This is a genomic window from Klebsiella sp. PCX, assembly GCF_021869705.1.
GTDB lineage: Bacteria > Pseudomonadota > Gammaproteobacteria > Enterobacterales > Enterobacteriaceae > Klebsiella > Klebsiella quasipneumoniae.
The window spans coordinates 4987351-5010391 of sequence record NZ_CP091527.1; the positions used below are offsets into that span (position 1 = coordinate 4987351).

The 23041-nt window shown below is 58.8% G+C and carries 24 protein-coding genes; 15 read left to right on the plus strand and 9 right to left on the minus strand.

Annotated elements, in window-relative coordinates; translation table 11 throughout:
- The first annotated feature begins 14 nt into the window (after positions 1–14).
- Positions 15–1163 carry a mannitol-1-phosphate 5-dehydrogenase gene (gene mtlD, locus GQR96_RS23845; protein WP_053809869.1) on the plus strand — a complete coding sequence of 383 codons (1149 nt, stop codon included), beginning with the start codon at positions 15–17 and terminating at the stop codon, positions 1161–1163.
- Positions 1163–1759: a mannitol operon repressor MtlR gene (gene mtlR, locus GQR96_RS23850; RefSeq protein ID WP_025999221.1), complete on the plus strand. Its 597-nt coding sequence runs from the start codon at positions 1163–1165 to the stop codon at positions 1757–1759. Before mtlD ends, mtlR begins: the two co-directional genes overlap by 1 nt.
- Here mtlR and GQR96_RS23855 read toward each other — a convergent pair.
- A complete protein-coding gene (locus tag GQR96_RS23855) occupies positions 1748–1972 on the minus strand; it encodes a hypothetical protein (RefSeq protein WP_002922402.1) in 225 nt (74 codons plus the stop codon). The two genes, mtlR and GQR96_RS23855, sit on opposite strands and share 12 nt — an antisense overlap.
- Positions 1973–2244: 272 nt before the next feature.
- Between GQR96_RS23855 and GQR96_RS23860 the strand changes: the two genes are divergently transcribed.
- The 5 genes from GQR96_RS23860 (at position 2245) to trmL (ending at position 7216) form a co-directional block, all read left to right on the plus strand.
- The gene (locus GQR96_RS23860; protein WP_002922410.1) at positions 2245–2607 is read left to right on the plus strand and encodes a YibL family ribosome-associated protein; all 363 of its coding nucleotides are present in this window, start codon (positions 2245–2247) and stop codon (positions 2605–2607) included.
- 283 nt (positions 2608–2890) lie between these two features.
- Positions 2891–4546, plus strand: a complete 1656-nt coding sequence (gene lldP / locus GQR96_RS23865) for an L-lactate permease (RefSeq protein ID WP_004205040.1) — start codon at positions 2891–2893, stop codon at positions 4544–4546.
- On the plus strand, positions 4543–5316 hold the full coding sequence (lldR, locus tag GQR96_RS23870) for a transcriptional regulator LldR (protein WP_004205041.1): 774 nt from the start codon (positions 4543–4545) through the stop codon (positions 5314–5316). The genes lldP and lldR overlap by 4 nt, the downstream gene beginning before the upstream one ends.
- Positions 5316–6500 carry an FMN-dependent L-lactate dehydrogenase LldD gene (gene lldD, locus GQR96_RS23875; protein WP_004205042.1) on the plus strand — a complete coding sequence of 395 codons (1185 nt, stop codon included), beginning with the start codon at positions 5316–5318 and terminating at the stop codon, positions 6498–6500. The genes lldR and lldD overlap by 1 nt, the downstream gene beginning before the upstream one ends.
- A 242-nt stretch (positions 6501–6742) precedes the next feature.
- On the plus strand, positions 6743–7216 hold the full coding sequence (trmL, locus tag GQR96_RS23880) for a tRNA (uridine(34)/cytosine(34)/5-carboxymethylaminomethyluridine(34)-2'-O)-methyltransferase TrmL (protein WP_004205043.1): 474 nt from the start codon (positions 6743–6745) through the stop codon (positions 7214–7216).
- Positions 7217–7318: 102 nt separating this feature from the next.
- On the opposite strand, the gene cysE is transcribed toward trmL, so the two are convergent.
- From cysE to GQR96_RS23905, 5 genes are all read right to left on the minus strand, one after another.
- A complete protein-coding gene (gene cysE, locus GQR96_RS23885) occupies positions 7319–8140 on the minus strand; it encodes a serine O-acetyltransferase (RefSeq protein WP_002922426.1) in 822 nt (273 codons plus the stop codon).
- A gap of 73 nt (positions 8141–8213) precedes the next feature.
- On the minus strand, positions 8214–9233 hold the full coding sequence (gene gpsA / locus GQR96_RS23890) for an NAD(P)H-dependent glycerol-3-phosphate dehydrogenase (RefSeq protein WP_004205045.1): 1020 nt from the start codon (positions 9231–9233) through the stop codon (positions 8214–8216).
- Entirely contained in the window at positions 9233–9700 is a 468-nt protein-coding gene (gene secB / locus GQR96_RS23895) for a protein-export chaperone SecB (RefSeq protein WP_002922428.1), read from the minus strand. Before secB ends, gpsA begins: the two co-directional genes overlap by 1 nt.
- 60 nt (positions 9701–9760) lie before the next feature.
- Positions 9761–10012, minus strand: a complete 252-nt coding sequence (grxC, locus tag GQR96_RS23900; protein ID WP_002922429.1) for a glutaredoxin 3 — start codon at positions 10010–10012, stop codon at positions 9761–9763.
- A gap of 104 nt (positions 10013–10116) precedes the next feature.
- On the minus strand, positions 10117–10548 hold the full coding sequence (locus GQR96_RS23905; protein ID WP_004205046.1) for a rhodanese-like domain-containing protein: 432 nt from the start codon (positions 10546–10548) through the stop codon (positions 10117–10119).
- Positions 10549–10793: 245 nt separating this feature from the next.
- On the opposite strand from GQR96_RS23905, the gene gpmM reads away from it, so the two are divergent.
- Genes gpmM through GQR96_RS23920 form a run of 3 tightly spaced genes read left to right on the plus strand, consistent with a single transcriptional unit; the run spans position 10794 to position 14579 of the window.
- The gene (gpmM, locus tag GQR96_RS23910; protein ID WP_004205047.1) at positions 10794–12338 is read left to right on the plus strand and encodes a 2,3-bisphosphoglycerate-independent phosphoglycerate mutase; all 1545 of its coding nucleotides are present in this window, start codon (positions 10794–10796) and stop codon (positions 12336–12338) included.
- 9 nt (positions 12339–12347) lie between these two features.
- Positions 12348–13619: a murein hydrolase activator EnvC gene (envC, locus tag GQR96_RS23915; protein WP_004205048.1), complete on the plus strand. Its 1272-nt coding sequence runs from the start codon at positions 12348–12350 to the stop codon at positions 13617–13619.
- A 3-nt stretch (positions 13620–13622) separates the two neighbouring features.
- Positions 13623–14579: a divergent polysaccharide deacetylase family protein gene (locus GQR96_RS23920; protein ID WP_004205049.1), complete on the plus strand. Its 957-nt coding sequence runs from the start codon at positions 13623–13625 to the stop codon at positions 14577–14579.
- A gap of 5 nt (positions 14580–14584) precedes the next feature.
- Here the strand turns inward: GQR96_RS23920 and GQR96_RS23925 are convergent, their stop codons facing one another.
- The 3 genes from GQR96_RS23925 to kbl form a co-directional block, all read right to left on the minus strand.
- Complete coding sequence (locus tag GQR96_RS23925; protein ID WP_017900043.1) at positions 14585–15373, minus strand: glycosyltransferase family 2 protein; 789 nt, start codon at positions 15371–15373, stop codon at positions 14585–14587.
- Positions 15374–15542: 169 nt separating this feature from the next.
- Positions 15543–16568, minus strand: coding sequence for an L-threonine 3-dehydrogenase (gene tdh, locus GQR96_RS23930; RefSeq protein ID WP_004205051.1), 1026 nt, complete (start codon positions 16566–16568; stop codon positions 15543–15545).
- Positions 16569–16580: 12 nt separating this feature from the next.
- Positions 16581–17774: a glycine C-acetyltransferase gene (gene kbl / locus GQR96_RS23935; protein ID WP_017900044.1), complete on the minus strand. Its 1194-nt coding sequence runs from the start codon at positions 17772–17774 to the stop codon at positions 16581–16583.
- A gap of 213 nt (positions 17775–17987) precedes the next feature.
- Here kbl and rfaD point away from each other — a divergent pair, with 213 nt between their 5' ends.
- The 5 genes from rfaD to GQR96_RS23960 are packed head-to-tail and all read left to right on the plus strand — an operon-like array spanning position 17988 to position 23017.
- Positions 17988–18920, plus strand: a complete 933-nt coding sequence (rfaD, locus tag GQR96_RS23940) for an ADP-glyceromanno-heptose 6-epimerase (RefSeq protein WP_004205054.1) — start codon at positions 17988–17990, stop codon at positions 18918–18920.
- A gap of 8 nt (positions 18921–18928) precedes the next feature.
- Entirely contained in the window at positions 18929–19987 is a 1059-nt protein-coding gene (gene rfaF / locus GQR96_RS23945) for an ADP-heptose--LPS heptosyltransferase RfaF (protein WP_004205055.1), read from the plus strand.
- Positions 19988–19990: 3 nt separating this feature from the next.
- Positions 19991–20962 carry a lipopolysaccharide heptosyltransferase RfaC gene (gene rfaC, locus GQR96_RS23950; RefSeq protein ID WP_004205056.1) on the plus strand — a complete coding sequence of 324 codons (972 nt, stop codon included), beginning with the start codon at positions 19991–19993 and terminating at the stop codon, positions 20960–20962.
- A complete protein-coding gene (locus tag GQR96_RS23955; RefSeq protein WP_017900045.1) occupies positions 20962–21870 on the plus strand; it encodes a sugar glycosyltransferase in 909 nt (302 codons plus the stop codon). Before rfaC ends, GQR96_RS23955 begins: the two co-directional genes overlap by 1 nt.
- Positions 21848–23017, plus strand: a complete 1170-nt coding sequence (locus GQR96_RS23960; RefSeq protein ID WP_017900046.1) for an O-antigen ligase family protein — start codon at positions 21848–21850, stop codon at positions 23015–23017. The genes GQR96_RS23955 and GQR96_RS23960 overlap by 23 nt, the downstream gene beginning before the upstream one ends.
- Positions 23018–23041: the final 24 nt, after the last annotated feature.

Here is a 23041-nt window from a genome sequence, read left to right on the forward strand (position 1 = left end):
TGAAGGTTACTACTATGAAAGCATTACATTTTGGCGCAGGTAATATCGGACGTGGCTTTATCGGTAAACTGCTGGCCGACGCGGGCATCGAACTGACGTTTGCCGATGTTAATCAGACCGTACTTGATGCCCTGAATGCCCGTCATAGCTACCAGGTTCACGTCGTTGGCGAAAATGAGCAGGTGGATACCGTCTCCGGCGTGAATGCCGTCAGCAGCATTGGCGACGAGGTCGTGGATCTGATCGCCAGCGTCGACCTGGTGACCACTGCCGTCGGTCCCGTGGTCCTTGAGCGCATCGCCCCGGCCATCGCCAAAGGGCTGGCGAAGCGCAAAGCGCAGGGCACCGAACGCTCGCTGAACATTATCGCCTGCGAAAATATGGTGCGCGGCACCACGCAGTTAAAAGGCCACGTATTTAACGCCCTGGCGGAGGAAGATAAGGCCTGGGTGGAAACCCATATCGGCTTCGTCGACTCCGCCGTTGACCGTATCGTGCCGCCATCGGCGTCCGCTACCCATGACCCGCTGGAAGTCACCGTGGAAACCTTCAGCGAATGGATCGTCGATAAAACCCAGTTCAAGGGCGAACTGCCGACCATCCCGGGAATGGAATTAACTGATAACCTGATGGCATTTGTCGAGCGCAAGCTCTTCACCTTGAACACCGGGCATGCTATAACCGCCTACCTCGGAAAACTGGCGGGCCACCAGACGATTCGCGATGCGATCCTCGACGAGAAAATTCGGGCCGTCGTGCAGGGCGCGATGGAGGAGAGCGGCGCGGTGCTGATCAAACGCTACGCCTTTGACCCGCAGAAGCACGCGGCTTATATCCAGAAAATTCTTGGCCGTTTCGAGAACCCGTACCTGAAAGACGATGTTGAGCGCGTTGGCCGTCAGCCGCTGCGCAAACTGAGCGCCGGCGACCGTTTAATTAAGCCGCTGCTGGGTACACTGGAATACGGCCTGCCGCACCGCAACCTGGTGAAAGGGATCGCGGCGGCGATGCATTTCCGTAGCGAAGACGATCCGCAGGCTCAGGAGCTGGCGGCGCTGATCGCCGACAAGGGGCCGCAGGCCGCGCTGGCCCAGATTTCCGGCCTTGACGCGGCAAGCGATGTCGTCGCGGAGGCCGTTAACGACTACAACGCGGTAAAATGATGCACAACCTGGCGCGACAGACGTCGCGCCCATTACGACTCCTGTCAGATATGCAGGCAATGATGGAAGAAACACAAGCATTTGAAAACCGTGTGCTTGAGCGTCTGAATGCTGGCAAAACCGTGCGAAGCTTCCTGATCGCCACCGTCGAGCTGTTAACGGAAGCGGTCAATATTCTGGTGCTTCAGGTGTTCCGTAAAGACGACTACGCGGTGAAATACGCCGTTGAGCCCTTGCTGGAGGGCAGCGGGCCGCTCGGCGATCTCTCTGTACGCCTGAAGCTGATTTATGGCCTTGGGGTGATAAGTCGTGCCGAATATGAAGACGCCGAGCTGCTGATGGCCCTGCGCGAGGAGCTTAATCACGACGGCAATGAGTACAGCTTTACCGACGACGAAATTATCGGTCCGTTCGGCGAACTGCACTGCGTCGCCGCCCTGCCGCCAACGCCGCAGTTTGATGACAGCGACGCCGAACTGCTGGCAATGCAGAAACTGCGTTACCAGCAGATGGTGCGTTCAACGATGGTGTTGTCCCTGACTGAGCTGATTTCACGAATCAGCTTAAAAAAAGCCTTCCAGAAATCAACGCTCTGATTCCGGCTCCGTCTGGTCGCAGGTCGGCCGGTAAAGCTGCCGATAATATTCCAGACGCTGCAGAAACAACGCTTCCTTATCCTGAGGGATATCTCGCGGTACATGCTGCAGCCGCGGAGACTTTTTCAAATACTCCATAAACGCCTGACTGGAAGCCATAAAATCAACCGCTTTGTCGATTAAACGTGGTACGCCGTCGCCGATCTTTGCCATCACGTCCTCCTTTTGGGAATAATCTGATTAAGCATTAGCCAATTCACCGGCGTGGGTTAAGGAAAACGTGCTTATCTGCCGACCGGCTTCACAGAAATGAAATTAGAGCGGGTATCAGAAAGAATATTAATAAAATTCAAATTATTAGCAGGTTCAGGTATCGTATTCTGACGGCGATTAACGGCGAATTTTTGATAAATAGCTATCAACAATAGCGGTCACGGCACATACTATAGGCGAATGAAGCCCCTTTATTAACAGATCAAATCACCATGAAAGAAGTCGAAAAGAATGAAATCAAACGTCTGAGCGATCGTCTCGACGCCATCCGCCACCAGCAGGCCGAGCTGTCGCTGGTGGAAGCCGCCGATAAATACGCTGAGCTGGAAAAAGAAAAAGCCACTCTGGAAACGGAGATTGAACGTCTGCGTTCCGTCCAGAGCCAGAAGCTGAGCAAAGAGGCGCAAAAGCTGATGAGCCTGCCGTTCCGTCGCGCGATTACCAAAAAAGAGCAGGCCGATATGGGCAAGCTGAAGAAAAGCGTCCGCGGCCTGGTGGTCGTCCATCCGATGACCGCCCTGGGCCGGGAAATGGGTCTGAAAGAGATGACCGGTTTCGCCCGCAGCGAATTCTAATCCCCAGCCCTCTCCGTCCGGAGAGGGTTATTCTGACCTACCGCCACCCTTTTTCGTCCCCTGCCGGCAGATTGGTCCAACCAATAAATTCATCTACCCCCCAGCAGTTCACAAATCCATCAAAATGCATCACAAACCCGTTGCCTAAGAGTAACATCTGGTTAACCATTCGTTGTCATCAACCCTGCTATCCCTAATTGGCCGGGCCAATTTTACCTAAGACGGATTCGGCAATGAGCGCAGACTCAGCCCACACGTCCTGGCGGCCCGATGGAGACCCTGCATGAATCTCTGGCAACAAAACTACGATCCCGCCGGTAATATCTGGTTATCCAGTCTTATCGCATCGCTACCGATTCTGTTTTTCTTTTTTGCGCTGATTAAGCTCAAACTGAAAGGCTATCTCGCCGCTACCTGGACCGTTGCGATCGCCCTGGCCGTCGCATTGCTGTTCTATAAAATGCCGGTGGACCGTGCCCTGGCCTCGGTAGTGTATGGCTTCTTCTACGGACTGTGGCCCATCGCGTGGATTATTATCGCCGCGGTCTTTGTCTATAAAATCTCGGTGAAGACCGGACAGTTCGACATTATCCGCTCGTCGATCCTGTCGATTACGCCTGACCAACGCCTGCAGATGCTGATCGTCGGATTCTCGTTCGGCGCCTTTCTCGAAGGGGCAGCGGGGTTTGGCGCGCCGGTGGCGATTACCGCGGCGCTGCTGGTCGGCCTCGGGTTTAACCCGCTGTATGCGGCTGGCCTGTGCCTGATCGTCAACACCGCGCCGGTGGCCTTCGGCGCGATGGGCATCCCAATCCTGGTAGCCGGCCAGGTAACCGGTATCGACAGCTTCGCCATCGGCCAGATGGTGGGCCGCCAGCTGCCGTTCCTGACCATTATCGTGCTGTTCTGGATCATGGCCATCATGGATGGCTGGCGGGGCATCAAAGAGACCTGGCCGGCGGTGATGGTCGCAGGCGGCTCGTTCGCTATCGCCCAGTACCTCAGCTCTAACTTCCTTGGCCCGGAGCTGCCGGACATCATCTCATCGCTGGTCTCCCTGGTCTGCCTGACCCTGTTCCTCAAACGCTGGCAACCGGTGCGCATCTTCCGCTTTGGCGACATCGGCGCCTCGCAGGTGGATATGACGCTGGCCCGCACGCGCTACACCGCAGGACAAGTGATCCGCGCCTGGTCGCCGTTCCTGTTCCTGACCGCCACCGTAACCCTGTGGAGCGTGCCGCCGTTCAAAGCGCTGTTCGCACCGGGCGGCGCGATGTATGACTTCGTCATCAATTTTTCGGTGCCGTTCCTCGACAAAATGGTCGCCCGCATGCCGCCGGTGGTCAGCGCCGCGACGCCTTACGCCGCCATCTATAAGTTTGACTGGCTGTCGGCAACCGGCACCGCCATTCTGTTCGCCGCCCTGCTGTCCATCGTCTGGCTGCGTATGAAGCCGAAAGACGCGCTGACCACCTTCGCCGGGACGCTGAAGGACCTGGCGCTGCCGATCTACTCTATCGGCATGGTGCTGGCGTTCGCCTTTATCTCCAACTACTCCGGGCTGTCGTCAACCCTGGCCCTGGCGCTGGCCCATACCGGCCACGCGTTTACCTTCTTCTCGCCGTTCCTGGGCTGGCTTGGGGTATTCCTGACCGGTTCGGACACCTCGTCTAACGCCCTGTTCGCCGCGCTGCAGGCAACGGCGGCGCAGCAGATTGGCGTCTCCGATATCCTGCTGGTCGCGGCCAATACCACCGGCGGCGTCACCGGCAAGATGATTTCCCCGCAGTCGATCGCCATCGCCTGCGCCGCGGTTGGCCTGGTGGGTAAAGAGTCAGATCTGTTCCGCTTTACCGTCAAACACAGTCTGATCTTCACCTGTATGGTGGGCCTGATCACCACGCTGCAGGCCTACGTTTTAACCTGGATGATCCCGTGATAGTGATGCCTAAACGCCTGGCCGACGATGTAGCCCGTCGCGTCCGGGCGCTGATTGAAGAACAACAGCTGGAGGCGGGCATGCGACTGCCCGCCGAGCGTCAGCTCGCCGCTCAGCTCGGCGTCTCGCGCAATTCCCTGCGCGAAGCGCTGGCGATGCTGGTCAATGAAGGGGTACTGCTGAGCCGTCGCGGCGGTGGCACTTTCGTCCGCTTTCAGCATGAGCCGTGGTCGGAGCAAAACATCGTCCAGCCGCTGAAGACGCTACTAGCCGATGACCCTGACTACAGCTTCGACATCCTCGAGGCCCGCCACGCCATCGAAGCCAGCACCGCGTGGCACGCGGCGATGCGGGCCACCGACGCCGATAAAGAAAAAATTCGCCTGTGCTTTGAAGCGACCCAGAGTGAAGACCCGGATATCGCCTCGCAGGCGGACGTCCGCTTCCATCTGGCCATCGCCGAAGCCTCGCATAACGTGGTGCTCCTGCAAACCATGCGCGGCTTTTTCGACCTGCTGCACTCCTCCGTCAAGCAGAGCCGTCAGCGTATGTATCTGGTGCCGCCGGTATTTGCCCGCCTGACCGAACAGCACCAGGCCGTCATGGAGGCGATTGTCGCCGGCGACGCCGAGGCGGCGCGCCAGGCGATGATGGCCCACTTAGGCTTTGTCCACGCCACCATTAAACGTTTTGATGAAGACCAGGCCCGCCAGGCGCGAATTACCCGCCTGCCCGGCGATGCTATTGATAATTCCAGGGAGAATTCGTGATGATTATTTCCGCCGCCAGCGACTATCGCGCCGCCGCCCAGCGTATCCTGCCGCCTTTCCTGTTCCACTATATCGACGGCGGGGCTTACGCCGAACATACCCTGCGCCGCAACGTGGAAGATCTCTCCGACGTGGCGTTACGCCAGCGTATTCTGCGCAATATGTCGGACCTGAGCCTCGAGACCACCCTCTTCAACGAGAAGCTGGCGATGCCGACGGCGCTGGCGCCGGTGGGGCTGTGCGGGATGTACGCCCGCCGCGGCGAAGTGCAGGCCGCCGGCGCAGCGGATGACAAAGGTATTCCGTTTACCCTCTCCACCGTTTCCGTCTGCCCGATCGAAGAGGTCGCCCCGACCATCAAGCGGCCGATGTGGTTCCAGCTGTACGTTCTGCGCGACCGCGGCTTTATGCGCAATGCGCTGGAGCGCGCTAAGGCGGCGGGTTGCTCAACGCTGGTCTTTACCGTCGATATGCCGACCCCCGGCGCCCGTTACCGCGACGCCCATTCCGGCATGAGCGGCCCGAACGCCGCCCTGCGCCGCTACTGGCAGGCGGTCACCCATCCGCAGTGGGCATGGGACGTTGGCCTCAACGGCCGTCCGCACGATCTGGGGAATATCTCCGCCTATCTCGGCCAGCCGACCGGCCTGGAGGATTACATCGGCTGGCTGGCGAATAACTTCGATCCATCGATTTCATGGAAAGACCTCGAGTGGATCCGTGATTTCTGGGACGGTCCGATGGTGATCAAAGGGATCCTCGACCCGGAGGACGCCCGCGACGCGGTGCGCTTTGGCGCCGACGGTATTGTGGTCTCCAACCACGGCGGCCGCCAGCTTGACGGCGTGCTCTCCTCCGCTCGCGCCCTGCCGGCAATTGCCGACGCCGTGAAAGGCGACATTACCATTCTCGCCGACAGCGGCATCCGCAACGGTCTCGACGTCGTGCGGATGATCGCCCTGGGCGCCGACAGCGTACTGCTGGGCCGCGCTTACCTGTACGCCCTGGCGACCCATGGCAAGCAGGGGGTGGCGAATCTGCTGAATCTAATCGAGAAAGAGATGAAGGTGGCGATGACCCTGACCGGCGCGAAAACCATCGCGGACATTAGCCGTGATTCGCTGGTGCAGAACGCGGAGGCGCTGCAGACCTTCGATGCGCTGAAGCAGCATAACGCGGCATAAGCTGCGCCGTTGTGCTCTCTCTCCTCACCCTCTCCGTCAGGGAGAGGGAACCGTCCGGCAGCCAGGCTAGCAGTAGCGTTCCCCTCCGTCCAGGTGAAGTACCGAAGGTTGGGTGGGTCCTTTCACCCGCGTCCTCCGGCCCACCGACCGGCGCCGGTTTTCCCCCTCTCCCTCAGGGAGAGGGCCGGGGTGAGGGTTGACCAAATATCTGCTATTCTGCCCCCCGCAATTAAGGGGGCAGTATGCTGAACATCGTGTTATTCGAACCAGAGATCCCGCCGAATACCGGGAATATTATCCGCCTGTGCGCCAACACGGGCTTCAGTCTGCATATCATTGAGCCCATGGGCTTCACCTGGGACGATAAGCGCCTGAGACGCGCCGGACTGGACTATCACGAGTTCACCGCCGTGCAGCGCCACGCCGATTACGCGGCGTTTCTCGCCAGCGCACAGCCGCAGCGCCTGTTCGCCCTGACGACCAAAGGAACCCCGGCGCACAGCGCGGTCAGCTATCAGGATGGCGATTTCTTGATGTTTGGTCCGGAAACCCGCGGTCTGCCGGCGAGCATCCTTGATGCCCTGCCGCCGGAGCAGAAAATTCGGATTCCGATGATGCCGGACAGCCGCAGCATGAACCTGTCGAATGCGGTGTCGGTGGTGGTGTATGAAGCCTGGCGGCAGCTGGGGTATCCAGGCGCCGTGCTGCGCAGCTAGCCTGAGCGATTCCCGGATTGCAGCGCAAGGAGCCTTATCCGGGCGACAGGCTGGCGGGATGAGATCGTAGGCCCGGTAAGCGCAGCGCCACCGGGCAAGACGTTAAATCCCGTCGCCGTACTCGAAAGTGTGGTGAATACCGTTGAAATGCTGATCCATATCCATCGCCGGCTTATCGCTCTCCGGCTTGCCGACGATGCGCGCAGGAACACCTGCGGCGGTGGTATGCGGCGGCACCGGCTGCAGCACCACTGAGCCTGCGCCGATTTTTGCCCCACGCCCGACTTCGATATTGCCGAGGATCTTCGCTCCGGCGCCAATCATCACGCCTTCGCGAATTTTCGGGTGACGGTCGCCGCTGGTTTTACCGGTACCGCCGAGGGTGACCGACTGCAGAATAGAGACGTCATCCTCAATCACCGCCGTTTCACCAACCACAATGCCGGTGGCGTGGTCGAGCATGATCCCGCGGCCGATTTTCGCCGCCGGGTGGATATCCACCTGGAAAGAGACGGAGACCTGGTTTTGCAGGAAAATCGCCAGCGCGCGCCGGCCCTGCGTCCACAGCCAGTGGCCGATACGATAGGCCTGCAGAGCATGGAAACCCTTCAGATAGAGCAGCGGCGTGGAGTATTTATCCACCGCCGGGTCACGCGTGCGCACCGCTTGAATATCGCAGGCGGCGGAGGCGATCATTTCCGGGTCGGCGGCGTAGGCTTCTTCCACCACTTCGCGAATGGCGATCGCCGGCATAATCGGGGAAGCCAGCTTATTGGCCAACATATAGCTCAGTGCGCTGCCCAGATTTTCATGCTTGAGTAACGTTGCGTGGTAAAAACTGGCGAGCATTGGCTCACAGTCAGCCAGAGCCCGGGCTTCGGCTTTAATATTATTCCAGACGATATCCAGTTCTTCACACGGCATTGCATACTCCAGGCGATATGGTAATGACCTGCCAGTTCTGCGCTGGCAGGGTCATTCAGGTGACAAAGGAAAGCTAATTGCTGCTGCGCTCGTCCTTGCGGGCGCGACCCAATAAGGTCAATGCTGCCTCGCGCGCAATTTTTCCGCAATACAATACCTGATAAATTTCCTCGGTTATTGGCATTTCGACACCTAAACGCTGTGCCAGAACGCGAACTTCCTTGGTATTGCGGTAGCCTTCAACCACCTGGCCAATCTTTTCCTGGGCGCTTTGCACGTCCATCCCCTGGCCGAGCATCATGCCGAAGCGACGGTTACGGGACTGGTTGTCGGTGCAGGTGAGCACCAGGTCACCGAGGCCGGCCATCCCCATAAAGGTTTCCGGGTCGGCGCCCAGCGCCGCGCCAAGGCGAGACATTTCCACCAGGCCACGGGTAATCAGCGCCGTCCGCGCATTGGCGCCGAAGCCGATGCCGTCCGACATCCCCGCCCCGATGGCGATGACGTTTTTCACCGCGCCGCCGAGTTGTACGCCGATAAAGTCCGGGTTGATGTAGACGCGGAAGCTCTTGCCGCAGTGCAGCAGGTGCTGCAGATCCTCGGCAAACTGCGGATCCGTCGCCGCCAGCGAAATCGCCGTCGGCAGGCCGGCGGCCAGCTCTTTGGCGAAGGTTGGCCCGGAGATCACCGCCAGCGGGATATCATCGCCCAGCGCTTCACGCGCCACGTCCTGCAGCAGACGACCGGTTTCGGCCTCAAGGCCTTTGGTCGCCCACACCAGACGCGCGTCAGGACGCATCAGCGGTTTAATCTGGCGTAACACCTGACCAAACACATGGCTTGGCACCACCACCAGAATATCGCGGCTGGCGGCCAGCGCGGTGGCCAGGTCGCTTTCAAGATGCAGCGTATCCGGGAAAGGCACATCGGGAAGGAACGCGGCGTTGCAGCGATCGTGTTGCAGCGTCGCGATATGTTTCGGGTCATGGCCCCAGAGCACAACGTGGTGGCCATTTCTTGCCAGGGTGATGGCAAGAGCGGTGCCGTAAGAGCCGGCACCGATCACAGTCATTGCAGCATTAAGTGCGTTCATCAGGCATCCTGATGTTGTTCAGCACCTTCGCCAGCCTGCTGCTGCAGATAGTTCATAAACAGCGCGTCGAAGTTCACTGGCGCAAGGTTAAGTTGCGGGAAGGTACCGCGGGAAACCAGGCTGGTGATGCACTCGCGCGCGTACGGGAACAGAATGTTCGGGCAGTATGCGCCAAGGCAGTGCGCCATCTGGGTGCCTTCGATGCCGTCGATGGAGAAAATACCGCCCTGCTGTACTTCGCAGAGGAACGCGGTCTCTTCGCCCAGCGCAGCGGTCACGGTTACACGCAGCACCACTTCATAAACGCCTTCAGCCAGCTGGGTGGAGGCGGTATCCAGATCAAGTTTAACTTCCGGCTGCCAGTCTTTCTGGAAAACTTGCGGCGCGTTCGGCGCTTCAAAAGAGATATCTTTGGTATAGATACGCTGGATCTGGAAGGTCATTTCGGTGCTGTTTTGTTCTGACATAGTAAAACCCTTTCGTGTTGTCCTTAAATACGCGCTTCCGGCAGGGAAAGCGCGCAAAAATTAGCGCAAGAGGGGATCAAGTCCACCACGTGAATCAAGCGCATACAAGTCGTCACAGCCGCCAATGTGCTGCGCATCAATAAAAATCTGCGGAACCGTCGTCCGTCCGCTGCGCTGGATCATCTCCTCACGCTTCGCGGCATCGCCATCGATCGGCAACTCATGGAACGTTACGCCTTTGCTGTTCAGCAGCGCTTTCGCGCGGATGCAGAACGGGCAGGTCGCTTTGGTGTAGATCTCAATATTGGCCATGACTTCACTCCTGTTATTACCCTGAGGGTTTTACGCCGCAGCCTGTGTTCCCCTCACGTCAGGCGCGACGGGGAAAACGCGGCGGCATCACCACGCGGGGTAAGTTATTTGCCGCGTACCAGAGGGAGGTTTTCGCCGCTCCAGCCAGCAATGCCCTCTTTCAGTACAAAGACTTTTTCAAACCCGGCTTTGTTCAGCGCGTTGGCTGGCTCTTGCGCCTGCATGCCGGAACCGTCTACCACAATAATGGGTTGCGATTTGTGTTTTTCCAACTCGCCGACGTTATTCGCTTTGATATCGCTGGGCAGCAGGTTGATGGCGCCGGCAATATGGCCTTTACGGAAATCGTCACGCTGACGCAGGTCGACCACTACCGCGTCTTCTTTATTGATAAGACGCGTCGCTTCACCACGGGTGATGACTTTAACTTTCGACATCAGGCCCTTGAAGGTGGTGAACAGCACCGCCCCCAGCAGCGCGATCCACGCGATGCTCAGAACAGGGTGACGGCCGATGAATTGCATAATTTCTTGCATGGGGGGTTACAACTCCCGACTAAGTGAGAAAAAAACCAGGAAAGGAGTATACCTGTGCCTTGCGGCAATTACAGCCAGTGAGCGCGATGTAATGTATTTTCTGCGGGCGGCGGCGAAAAAAAGCCGTTCTCGCTGACGCGCCGCGGACTGGCCGCTCCCTTTCTTTGATCTTTCACGGGGATTTAAACGATTCAGCTGTAGTAAAATTACGCAAAATTTCTGTCTTTGAGCATGAGGTTGTCGCAATGTCGGTTACTAAAAAACCTATGGTACTGGTGATTCTGGATGGCTACGGCTATCGCGAAGACCAACAGGATAACGCCATTTACAGCGCTAAAACGCCGGTAATGGACGCCCTGTGGGCCAAATGTCCGCATACCCTGATCGATGCATCCGGCCTGGAAGTTGGCCTGCCGGACCGTCAGATGGGGAACTCCGAAGTGGGTCACGTCAACCTGGGCGCCGGTCGTATCGTCTATCAGGACCTGACCCGTCTCGATGTGGAAATTAAAGAACGCACCTTCTTCGCCAACCCGGTACTGACCGCCGCGGTCGATAAAGCGGTTGCCGCCGGCAAAGCGGTACATATCATGGGTCTGATGTCGCCAGGCGGCGTCCACAGCCACGAAGATCACATCATGGCGATGGTGGAGCTGGCGGCAGAGCGCGGCGCTGAGAAGATCTACCTGCACGCCTTCCTCGACGGCCGTGATACGCCGCCGCGCAGCGCGGAAAAAACGCTGGCGACATTCGAAGCCAAATTTGCCGCGCTGGGCAAAGGCCGCATCGCGTCGCTCATCGGCCGCTACTACGCCATGGACCGCGACAACCGCTGGGATCGCGTTGAGCAGGCCTATGACCTGATGACCCTGGCGAAAGGCGAATTCCAGGCCGATACCGCCGTCGCCGGTCTGCAGGCTGCCTACGCCCGTGACGAAAACGACGAGTTCGTGAAAGCGACCGTGATCCGCGCCGCCGGCCAGGCCGATGCGGCGATGGAAGATGGCGATGCGCTGATCTTCATGAACTTCCGTGCTGACCGCGCGCGCGAAATCACCCGCGCCTTCGTCAACGCCGACTTCGACGGCTTTGCGCGTAAGAAAGTGGTTAACCTCGACTTCGTGATGCTCACCGAATATGCCGCCGACATCAAAGTGGCCTGCGCCTACCCGCCCGCCTCGCTGGCCAATACCTTCGGCGAGTGGATGGCCAAGCACGATAAAACCCAGCTGCGCATCTCCGAAACTGAGAAATACGCCCACGTCACCTTCTTCTTCAACGGCGGCGTAGAAGAGCCGTTCAAAGGCGAAGAGCGGATTCTGATTAATTCGCCGAAAGTAGCGACCTACGATCTGCAGCCGGAAATGAGCTCCGCCGAGCTGACCGAGAAACTGGTCGCGGCCATCAAAGGCGGCCAGTACGACACTATCATCTGTAACTACCCGAACGGCGATATGGTTGGCCATACCGGGGTGATGGAAGCCGCCGTAAAAGCCGTTGAAGCGCTGGATCACTGCATCGATCAGGTAGCGCAGGCGGTGGAATCCGTTGGCGGTCAGCTGCTGATCACCGCCGACCACGGTAACGCCGAGCAGATGCGCGACCCGGCCACCGGTCAGGCGCATACCGCCCACACCAACCTGCCGGTTCCGCTGATCTACGTCGGTAACAAAGCGGTTAAAGCGGTCAATGGCGGCAAACTTTCCGACATCGCCCCAACCATGCTGTCGCTGATGGGAATGGAAATCCCGCAAGAGATGACTGGCAAGCCGCTGTTCATCGTGGAATAATCCTTCCCCATGAGGGGAAAGGCGACGTATTCAACTACATGGATCGCAACGGCAGTTCGATCCGTCCTTTACGCCAGCGCGCTCAGCGCTGGCGTATTACTGTGCGCGTCATCTGCGCACGCCGACGATCGCGATCAGCTTAAGTCCATCCAGGCCGACATCGCCGCCAGGCAGCGGGCGATTAAGCAACAGCAGCAGCAGCGCGCAAGCCTGCTCGCCCAGCTCAAAGCGCAGGAAGAAGCGATCGCCGCCGCGGCCCGCAAACTGCGCGAAACCCAGGACAACCTGAACCAGCTCAATAAGCAGATTGACGAAATGAACGCCTCTCTCGCCAAGCTGGAGCGCCAGCGCGCGTCTCAGGAGCGTAACCTCGCCGCGCAGCTTGACGCCGCGTTCCGCCAGGGGCCGCATACCGGCATCCAGATGGTGCTGAGCGGTGAAGAGGGCCAGCGCAATCAGCGGATGCAGGTCTACTTCAGCTATTTCAACCAGGCCCGTCAGGAAACCATCGCGGAACTGAAGAAAACGCGCGAAGAGATGGCGGTGCAAAAGTCGATGCTCGAAGAGAAGCAGAGCCAGCAGCAGACGCTGGTCTACGAGCAAAAAGCTCAGCAGGCGAAGCTGGAGCAGGCGCGTAACGAACGGAAAAAGACCCTTTCCGGCCTGGAATCCTCCATTCAGCAAGGTCAGCAACAGTTAAGTGAATTGCGGGCTAACGAATCGCGCCTACGCGGTCGTATCGCCCAGGCGGAGGCTGCCGCCAAAGCCCGAGCCGATCGGGAAGCACGCGATGCGCAGGCGGTGCGCGACCGCCAGCAGGAAGCATCGCGCAAAGGCACCACCTATAAACCAACGGAAAGCGAGCGTTCGCTGATGTCACGCACCGGCGGACTGGGCTCGCCGCGCGGTCAGGCGTTCTGGCCGGTTCGCGGTCCGCTCCTTCATCGATATGGCGAACAGCTGCAAGGTGAACTACGTTGGAAAGGGATGGTTATCGCCGCGTCTGAAGGCACCGAAGTCAGAGCCATTGCCGATGGTCGGGTCATTCTGGCCGACTGGCTGCAGGGCTATGGTCTGGTGGTGGTGGTCGAGCATGGCAAAGGCGACATGAGCCTGTATGGCTATAACCAAAGCGCGCTGGTCAGCGTCGGTACGCAGGTGCGTGCCGGTCAGCCTATCGCGCTCGTAGGCAGCAGCGGCGGTCAGGGCCGTCCGTCGCTCTATTTCGAAATTCGCCGCCAGGGTCAGGCGGTCAATCCACAGCCGTGGTTGGGAAGATAAGTTTTGCTTCAATTTCGCGCAATTGCTCTTGCCGTAGCCGGTTCGCTGGCTCTGGCGGCGCCAGCGTTCGCTGGCAAACTCTCCATCGTTATTGACGATTTTGGCTACCGCCCGCAGACCGAAAATCAGGTGCTGGCGCTGCCGTCCACTATCTCCGTCGCCGTGCTGCCGAACGCGCCGCACGCCCGGGAAATGGCCACGAAAGCGCATAATCTGGGCCATGAAGTGCTCATCCACCTGCCGATGGCGCCGCTCAGCAAACAGCCGCTGGAAAAAGACACCCTGCGTCCCGAAATGAGCAGCGAGGAGATCGAGCGCATCATTCGCGAAGCTTACGGCAAAGTCCCCTACGCCGTCGGGCTGAATAACCATATGGGCAGCGCGATGACCTCCAACCTGTTTGGCATGCAGAAGGTGATGCAGGCCCTGGAGCGCTACAATCTCTATTTTCTCGACAGCGTGACCATCGGCAATACCCAGGCCATGCGCGCCGCGCAGGGCACCGGGGTGAAAGTGATTAAGCGCAAGGTGTTTCTTGACGATACGCAGAATGAAGCCGATATCCGCACCCAGTTCAACCGCGCCATCGCCCTGGCGCGGCGTAACGGTTCGGCGATAGCCATTGGCCATCCGCATCCGACGACGGTGCGGGTGCTGCAGCAGATGGTCTATAACCTGCCGCCGGATATCACGCTGGTGCGCCCGAGCAGCCTGCTCAACGAGCCGCAGGTCGACAATTCGACGCCAAACTACGCTCAGCCGCCCGCGCAACAAACGGCGCCGCAGCAGCAGAAGCCGCGTAATCCGTTCCACGGCGTGAAGTATTGCAAGCCGAAGCGCCCGCTGGAGCCCGTGAACGCCAGCCGCTTCTTCACTATCCTCAGCGACAGCATCAGCCAGAGCGCGCTGGTCCAGTACTATCGCCTCAAATGGCAGGGCTGGGACAATCCCGGCAACTAGACCACTCAGGGGTCCGTTCGCTTTTGCGCGACGGGCGCCTGGTTATCTTCGTGGGCGTACCACGCCTTAAAATATTTGAGAAAGCTATAAAACGTGGCGTACAGGCCGGTGACCACGCCGACTTTGCCATAGCGCCACGCCCCGCTGAACAGATACCATTTAAAGAAAGCGCCAATCGCGCTGACGATCCCCCGCGCCAGCGAAGGTTTGATCTGCTGGTGCTTCACCAGCCGGGTGGTATAGCTGTTCAGCTTATTAAACACTTCATGCAGCGAATAAAAGGTGTCATGGCGTACAAAGCCCGGCAGCCTGACGGATCGCGCGTGTCCAACCACCTGGTCATCCACCGGCCGGTCGTTAAATCGCGCCTGCTGGCGGTTAAAGAGGCGCACCGGGTAATCCGGCGAGGAAATGGGGTAGATCGTCCGCACCTGCTTGCCGAGGACAAACCAGTAGCGCGGCAAACGCCAGGCGCATGCCGGGTCAGGCTCCTCCCCCGCTTTTAACGCCTGAATGGCCGACACGACGTCGTTATCAAGAATTTCATCGCTGTCCATGCACAGCACCCAGTCATGGCTGGCCAGCCCAATGGCATAGTTCATCTGCGCGCCGTGGGCTTTATAGGCATGGTGATGGACGGTGAGACCAAACTGCTGACAAATAGAGACCGTTTCGTCGGTGCTACCGGAGTCGACGACAATACACTCATCGGCCACCCTCAGCAGCGGGGGCAGCACCTCCATGAGCAGACGTGCAGAGTTACAGGTCAGTAAGCATACGGAGAGTTTAAGCATGATAGTTACAAAGTTAAACCGCGACTAAACACACTGTATAAGCGAATAACCGTAAAATCGATGTAGAAATTGTGCGCTTGATATTAAGCAGGCTAAAAATGTTATCCAAATCTAAATTAAGGCGCCCGCAGGCGCCTTTTTTGCTGGTTTTTACAACTGACCGGAGGCGTTATTCCCAGCTCAGAACCACTTTACCAGACTGGCCGGAGCGCATGGCGTCGAAACCCTTCTGGAAGTCGTCAATGCCGAAGCGGTGGGTGATGATCGGTGAAAGATCCAGACCAGACTGGATCAGCGCCGCCATCTTATACCAGGTTTCGAACATCTCGCGGCCGTAAATCCCTTTGATAAACAGCCCCTTAAAGATGACCTTGGTCCAGTCAATGGACATATCTGACGGTGGAATACCCAGCATCGCGATACGACCGCCGTGGTTCATGGTATCCAGCATGCTGCGGAACGCCGGCGGCGCGCCGGACATCTCCAGGCCCACGTCGAAACCTTCGGTCATCCCCAGCTCGGCCATCACGTCATTGAGGTTCTCTTTCGCCACGTTCACCGCGCGAGTGACGCCCATTTTGCGCGCCAGCTCGAGACGGTACTCGTTGACGTCGGTGATCACCACGTTACGCGCGCCGACGTGTTTCGCCACCGCCGCCGCCATCACGCCGATCGGGCCGGCGCCGGAGACCAGCACGTCTTCCCCCACCAGATCGAAGGAGAGCGCAGTGTGCACAGCGTTGCCGAACGGGTCGAAGATAGACGCCAGGTCATCAGAGATATTGTCGGGGATTTTAAAGGCGTTAAAGGCCGGGATCACCAGATACTCAGCAAAGCAGCCCGGGCGGTTGACGCCCACGCCGATGGTGTTGCGGCACAGGTGGGTACGGCCCGCGCGGCAGTTACGGCAGTGGCCGCAGGTGATATGCCCTTCGCCGGAGACGCGGTCGCCAATCTTAAAGCCGCGCACTTCCTGGCCAATCCCCACCACTTCGCCGACATATTCGTGCCCGACCACCATCGGTACCGGAATAGTCTTCTGCGACCACTCATCCCAGTTGTAGATGTGCACGTCGGTCCCGCAAATGGCGGTCTTGCGGATTTTAATCAGCAGATCGTTATGGCCGACTTCCGGTTCCGGTACGTCGGTCATCCAGATGCCTTCTTCCGCTTTCAGTTTGGATAACGCTTTCATCTCACACCCTTATTAGGCGATGACGCCCAGTTGTTTACCGATGCGGGTAAAGGCTTCCACCGCACGCTCAATTTGTTCAGGGGTATGCGCCGCCGACATCTGGGTGCGAATACGCGCCTGGCCTTTCGGTACCACCGGATAGAAGAAGCCGGTGACATAGATCCCTTCTTTCTGCAGCTCGCGGGCAAAGTTCTGCGCCACCACCGCTTCGCCCAGCATCACCGGAATGATGGCGTGGTCGGCGCCCGCCAGAGTGAAGCCTGCCGCGGTCATTTTTTCACGGAACAGACGCGCGTTGGCCCACAGGCGATCGCGCAGGTCTGCACCCTCTTCGACCATCTCCAGCACTTTGATGGAGGCGGCCACGATGGCCGGCGCCAGAGAGTTGGAGAACAGATACGGACGGGAACGCTGGCGCAGCCACTCGACCACCTCTTTGCGTGCGGCAGTGTAGCCGCCGGAGGCGCCGCCCAGCGCTTTACCCAGCGTGCCGGTGATAATGTCGACGCGACCCATCACGTCGCAGTATTCGTGGGAGCCGCGGCCGTTTTCGCCGACGAAGCCGACGGCGTGGGAGTCATCGACCATCACCAGCGCATCGTATTTATCCGCCAGATCGCATACGCCTTTCAGGTTGGCGATCACGCCGTCCATCGAGAAGACGCCGTCGGTGGCGATTAACACGTGACGCGCCCCGGCGTCGCGGGCTTCTTTCAGGCGCGCTTCCAGCTCCTGCATGTCGTTGTTGGCATAGCGGAAGCGTTTCGCTTTACACAGGCGTACGCCGTCGATGATAGAGGCATGGTTCAGGGCGTCGGAGATAATGGCGTCTTCCGGGCCGAGCAGCGTTTCAAACAGGCCGCCGTTGGCGTCGAAGCAAGAGGAGTAGAGGATCGCGTCTTCCATACCGAGGAAATCCGCCAGCTTCTTCTCCAGCTGCTTGTGCGTATCCTGGGTGCCGCAGATGAAGCGTACCGAGGCCATCCCGAAGCCGTGGCTGTCCATACCGGATTTCGCCGCGTCGATCAGCGCCGGGTGGTTGGCCAGACCCAGATAGTTATTGGCGCAGAAGTTAATCACGTGGCTGTCGCCGACGGTAATATCCGCCTGCTGCGCCGAGGTGATGATGCGCTCTTCTTTAAACAAGCCTTCGGCCCGAGCGGTCTCCAGATTGCTAGTTAACTGTTTGTAGAAATCACCACGCATTGCAACTCTCCAGATTCGGCAAAATTTGGCACATATTACCCAAAGCTATACGCTGATACGAGATGATGCATGCCTGAATGAATTATTTGCAGCATAAATCACGTCAGCCCAGCACCTTATTCTGCGAATGGCTGTAGGCTTGCTCATGTGGTGATATGATATGAGCATTCATGTCCGGATTGTCTCCGGGCTCTCAACTTCAAAGGTACAGTTATGATCATCGTAACCGGCGGCGCAGGCTTTATCGGCAGCAACATCGTTAAAGCGCTGAACGACAAGGGCATTACCGACATTCTGGTTGTCGACAATCTGAAAGACGGCACCAAGTTTGTGAACCTGGTTGACCTGAACATCGCTGACTACATGGATAAAGAAGACTTTCTGATCCAGATTATGGCAGGCGAAGAGTTCGGCGACATTGACGCTATCTTCCACGAAGGCGCGTGCTCTTCCACCACGGAGTGGGACGGCAAGTACATGATGGACAACAACTATCAGTACTCCAAAGAGCTGCTGCACTACTGCCTGGAGCGCGAAATTCCGTTCCTGTACGCCTCTTCGGCAGCCACCTACGGTGGACGCACCAGCGATTTCATCGAGTCCCGCGAGTACGAGCAGCCGCTGAACGTCTACGGCTACTCCAAATTCCTGTTCGATGAATACGTCCGTCAGATCCTGCCTGAAGCCAATTCGCAGATCGTCGGCTTCCGCTACTTCAACGTCTACGGGCCGCGCGAAGGCCACAAAGGCAGCATGGCGAGCGTCGCTTTCCACCTCAACACCCAGCTGAATAATGGCGAAAGTCCGAAACTGTTCGAAGGCAGCGACGGCTTCAAGCGCGACTTCGTCTACGTCGGCGACGTGGCTGACGTCAACCTGTGGTTCTGGGAAAACGGCGTTTCCGGCATCTTCAACCTCGGCACCGGCCGCGCGGAATCCTTCCAGGCCGTCGCCGATGCGACCCTGGCGTACCACAAAAAAGGCAGCATCGAGTACATCCCGTTCCCGGACAAACTGAAAGGCCGCTACCAGGCGTTCACCCAGGCGGATCTGACTAACCTGCGTAAAGCGGGCTATGACAAACCGTTCAAAACCGTTGCCGAAGGCGTAACGGAGTATATGGCCTGGCTGAATCGGGGCGCGTAAGAGATAACATGAAAATTCTGGTGGTAGGCCCGTCTTGGGTGGGCGACATGATGATGTCGCAAAGTCTTTATCGTACGCTCAGGGCGCGCTATCCCCAGGCGATTATCGACGTGATGGCGCCTGCCTGGTGCCGTCCGTTGTTATCGCGCATGCCGGAAGTGAACGAAGCGATCCCGATGCCGCTGGGCCACGGCGCGCTGGCTATCGGCGAACGCCGCAAGCTCGGGCACAGCCTGCGCGAGCGTCGCTACGATCGCGCTTACGTGCTGCCGAACTCGTTTAAATCGGCATTAGTCCCCTTCTTTGCCAACATCCCGCTGCGCACCGGCTGGCGCGGCGAGATGCGCTACGGCCTGCTCAACGACGCCCGGGTGCTGGACAAAGACGCCTGGCCGCTGATGGTGGAACGCTACGTGGCGCTGGCCTACGACAACGGCGTGATGCGCTGCGCCAAAGATCTGCCGCAGCCGCTGCTGTGGCCGCAGCTGCAGGTCAACGAAGGGGAAAAGTCGCAGGCCTGCAGCGCCTTTAACCTGTCCAACGATCGGCCGATCATCGGCTTCTGCCCCGGCGCGGAGTTCGGTCCGGCAAAACGCTGGCCGCACTATCACTATGCTGCGCTGGCGAAAAAGCTCATCGACGATGGTTATCAGATTGCGCTATTTGGCTCGGCAAAAGATAACGAGGCCGGCAAAGAGATCATCGCCGCCCTCAGCAGCGAGCAGCAGGCCTGGTGCCGGAATCTGGCGGGTGAAACCCAGCTGGAGCAGGCGGTGATCCTGATTGCCGCCTGTAAAGCGGTGGTGACTAACGATTCGGGGCTGATGCACGTCGCCGCGGCGCTGGACCGCCCGCTGGTGGCGCTGTATGGCCCGAGCAGTCCGGACTTTACCCCGCCGCTGTCGCATAAAGCGCGCGTGATCCGCCTGATTAGCGGCTACCACAAAGTGCGCAAAGGCGATGCCGCCGAAGGCTATCATCAGAGCCTGATCGACATTACGCCAGAGCGCGTCCTGCAAGAGCTGAATGAATTGTTGACGGATAAAACCGGGCACGAGGAAGCGTAGCGGATGCGGGTATTGATTGTAAAAACCTCATCGATGGGCGACGTGCTGCACACGCTGCCCGCGCTGACCGACGCCGCGCAGGCTATCCCCGGCATCCGCTTCGACTGGGTAGTGGAAGAAGGCTTCGCGCAGATCCCCTCCTGGCATGAAAGCGTCGAGCGGGTGATCCCGGTGGCGATCCGCCGCTGGCGTAAAGCCTGGTTCTCCGCGCCGATCAAAGCGGAGCGTAAAGCCTTTCGCGAGGCCGTCCAGGCGGTAAAGTATGACGCCATCATCGACGCCCAGGGGCTGGTGAAAAGCGCTGCGCTGGTCACCCGCCTGGCGCACGGCGTCAAGCATGGTATGGACTGGCAAACGGCCCGCGAGCCGCTGGCCAGCCTGTTTTACAACCGCCGCCACCACATTGCGAAACAGCAGCACGCCGTGGAGCGTACCCGCGAGCTGTTCGCCAAAAGTCTCGGCTACGCGAAACCCCAAACCCAGGGGGATTACGCCATTGCGCGCCATTTCCTGCAGCACGAGGCTAGCGCTGCCGCCCCCTATCTGGTGTTCCTTCATGCCACCACCCGCGACGATAAGCACTGGCCGGAAAACCGCTGGCAGGAGCTGCTCGATCTGCTGGCCGACAGTGGCGTCCGCATTAAGCTGCCGTGGGGCGCCCCGCACGAAGAGGCGCGGGCGAAGCGGCTGGCGGAAGGCCGGGAGTATGTTGAAGTGCTGCCGCGCATGAGCCTTGAGCAGGTAGCGCAGGTTCTGGCCAGCGCCCGGGCCGTCGTCTCGGTCGATACCGGCCTCAGTCATCTGACCGCCGCGCTGGATAAACCGAACTTCACGCTTTACGGCCCGACCGATCCGGGGCTGATTGGCGGATACGGTAAAAACCAGCACATCGTGCGGCCGGAAAACAGCGCCAGCACCGGCGATATTACCGCCAGCCGGGTTCATCTTCTTCTGCACAATCAGGGGCTGCTCTGATGGGATCTCTGTTTAAGCAGATCTATCGCTACACCCGCCCTCGCGCTTATCGTCACAATGAAAATCTGTGGCCTTTTACCCGCATCACCCGCGCGCCGAGCGGCGAAATAAGCGCGTTGCGCTATAAAGGGAAAACGGTGCCGCTGGTCAGCCTGAGCGCGCTGAAAAACAGCATGCAGGGTGAAGTCCTGCTGACCGCCACCGGCCCTTCGACCCGCAATATCGATTTTTCCCTGTTGTCGAAAACGATCCCAGTGATGGGCGTCAATGGCGCCTGGCATCTTGCCGACCGCCTGCACTTTTCGCTCTATACCATCGTCGACATGGAGTTTTTCGATAAGAAGCCGGACATTATCCGCGCTATCGTCAGCCAACCGGACATTCTGCTGTTCACCACCATGCATGGGATCGCCAAAATCGTCGATCGCTATCCGGACGCGCTGCGCTGCCGTTTGGCGTTGATTGAGGACGGTTGCTATAAGATTTACCAGCCGAAAGTCGCCAGCGAAGCGATAAAGCGCACTTACCAGCAGAATCCGGCGATGTGCTTTCATCCCCAGCGCCCGGATATCTGTTTTAGCACCGATATTCGCCAGGGCGTCTTTGATGCCGGTACGGTGGTCTACTGGGCGCTGCAAGTTCTCGCCTGGCTGGGCTTCAATACTATCCTGGTGAGCGGCCTGGATATGACCAATTTTAACCAGCCGCGATTCTACGAAACACAACAAGAAAAATTGCCTTCTTACCTGGCAACAAAAGTGGATACCCTCGTCATGCCCTCCTTTGCACATGCCGCGCAGGTACTGCAGCAACGCCAGATCCGGGTGATTAATTTTTCCCCAGAAAGCGCTGTACCGGATACTATTTTCGAAAAGGTTGCGTTTAATGAGTACTTTAAAAGTGAGTAACTTCGCCCGACAGGGTTACTCGATTGTCTTTCCTTTGTTTTTATTTTTCAGCGCGATTTTTTGTATGTCCACCCGGACCAATAATCTGCTGCATTTATCGATCCTGCTGCTGTTGCTGTCGCTGGTACGCCAGGAAAATCGCCAGGCGCTGGCCGACGTGTTACGCGAGCAGTGGCAGACCTGGACGCTGCTGGCGGCCTTCTTTACCTATTACGCCCTCAGTAACCTGTGGGGCCATACGCCGCAGCATATTGATTCGCCGATCACCCACGGTGTGTATCTGACGGGCTATCTGTTGCTGATGGCGATGCTGCTTAGCGACGAACGAACCCGCCGCCTGGCCATGCTGGCGGTGGTTGGCGGGATCACCGTGCTCTCGCTGTGGACGCTGATGTTCGACCACACGCTGGTCCTCACCGAACGAGCGGTCTCCCCCGAGAACCCCGGGCCAACAAACGTTATCGACCTTGCCGGATACTGCGGCATCGGCATCTTAATCTGCGGCATGCTACTGAAAGAAAAAGCCAGCCACTGGCTCTATCTGCCGGTGGCCATCATGCTGGTGATGATGCTGCTGACCCAAAGCCGCGGGCCGATCATCGCCCTGGTGCTGGCGGTCGGCTGTACGCTGCACCTGCACGTCTTCACCCGCCGCAACCTGCTGATCGCCGCGGCGCTGGCCGTGCTGGTGGCTCTGCTTTTAGTCATGACGCCGGTGGGCGACATGCTGCTCGCCCGTTTCGAAGAGCTGGGCACCCAAAGCGGGCTGCGTCTGAGTATCTGGCACCATACGCTGTCGGAGATGGCCAGCCAGCCCTGGCTGGGACGCGGTTTCAGCTATGAACTGGATTTCATCAACTACAGCGGCGAACACATCACCACCACCCACAGCGTGTATATGGGCGCCCTGCTGAAAGGCGGCATCGTGGGTTTACTGCTGCTGCTGGCGGTCATTGCCTGCGGACTCTGGCAGGCGTGGCGCAAGCGCCGCTCCGACAGCCGCTACAGTCTGGCGATCCTGTTTTACGCTCTGGTGTTTATGGCCTCGCAGGGGATGTTTATCATCAGCAACCCCCGGGAGACCTGGGTGCTGTTCTGGCTGCCGCTGGGCATTGCGCTCAGCAAAGGGCTGGCGGAAAAGCGTTAACAAAAAAGGGCCGCTGACGGCCCT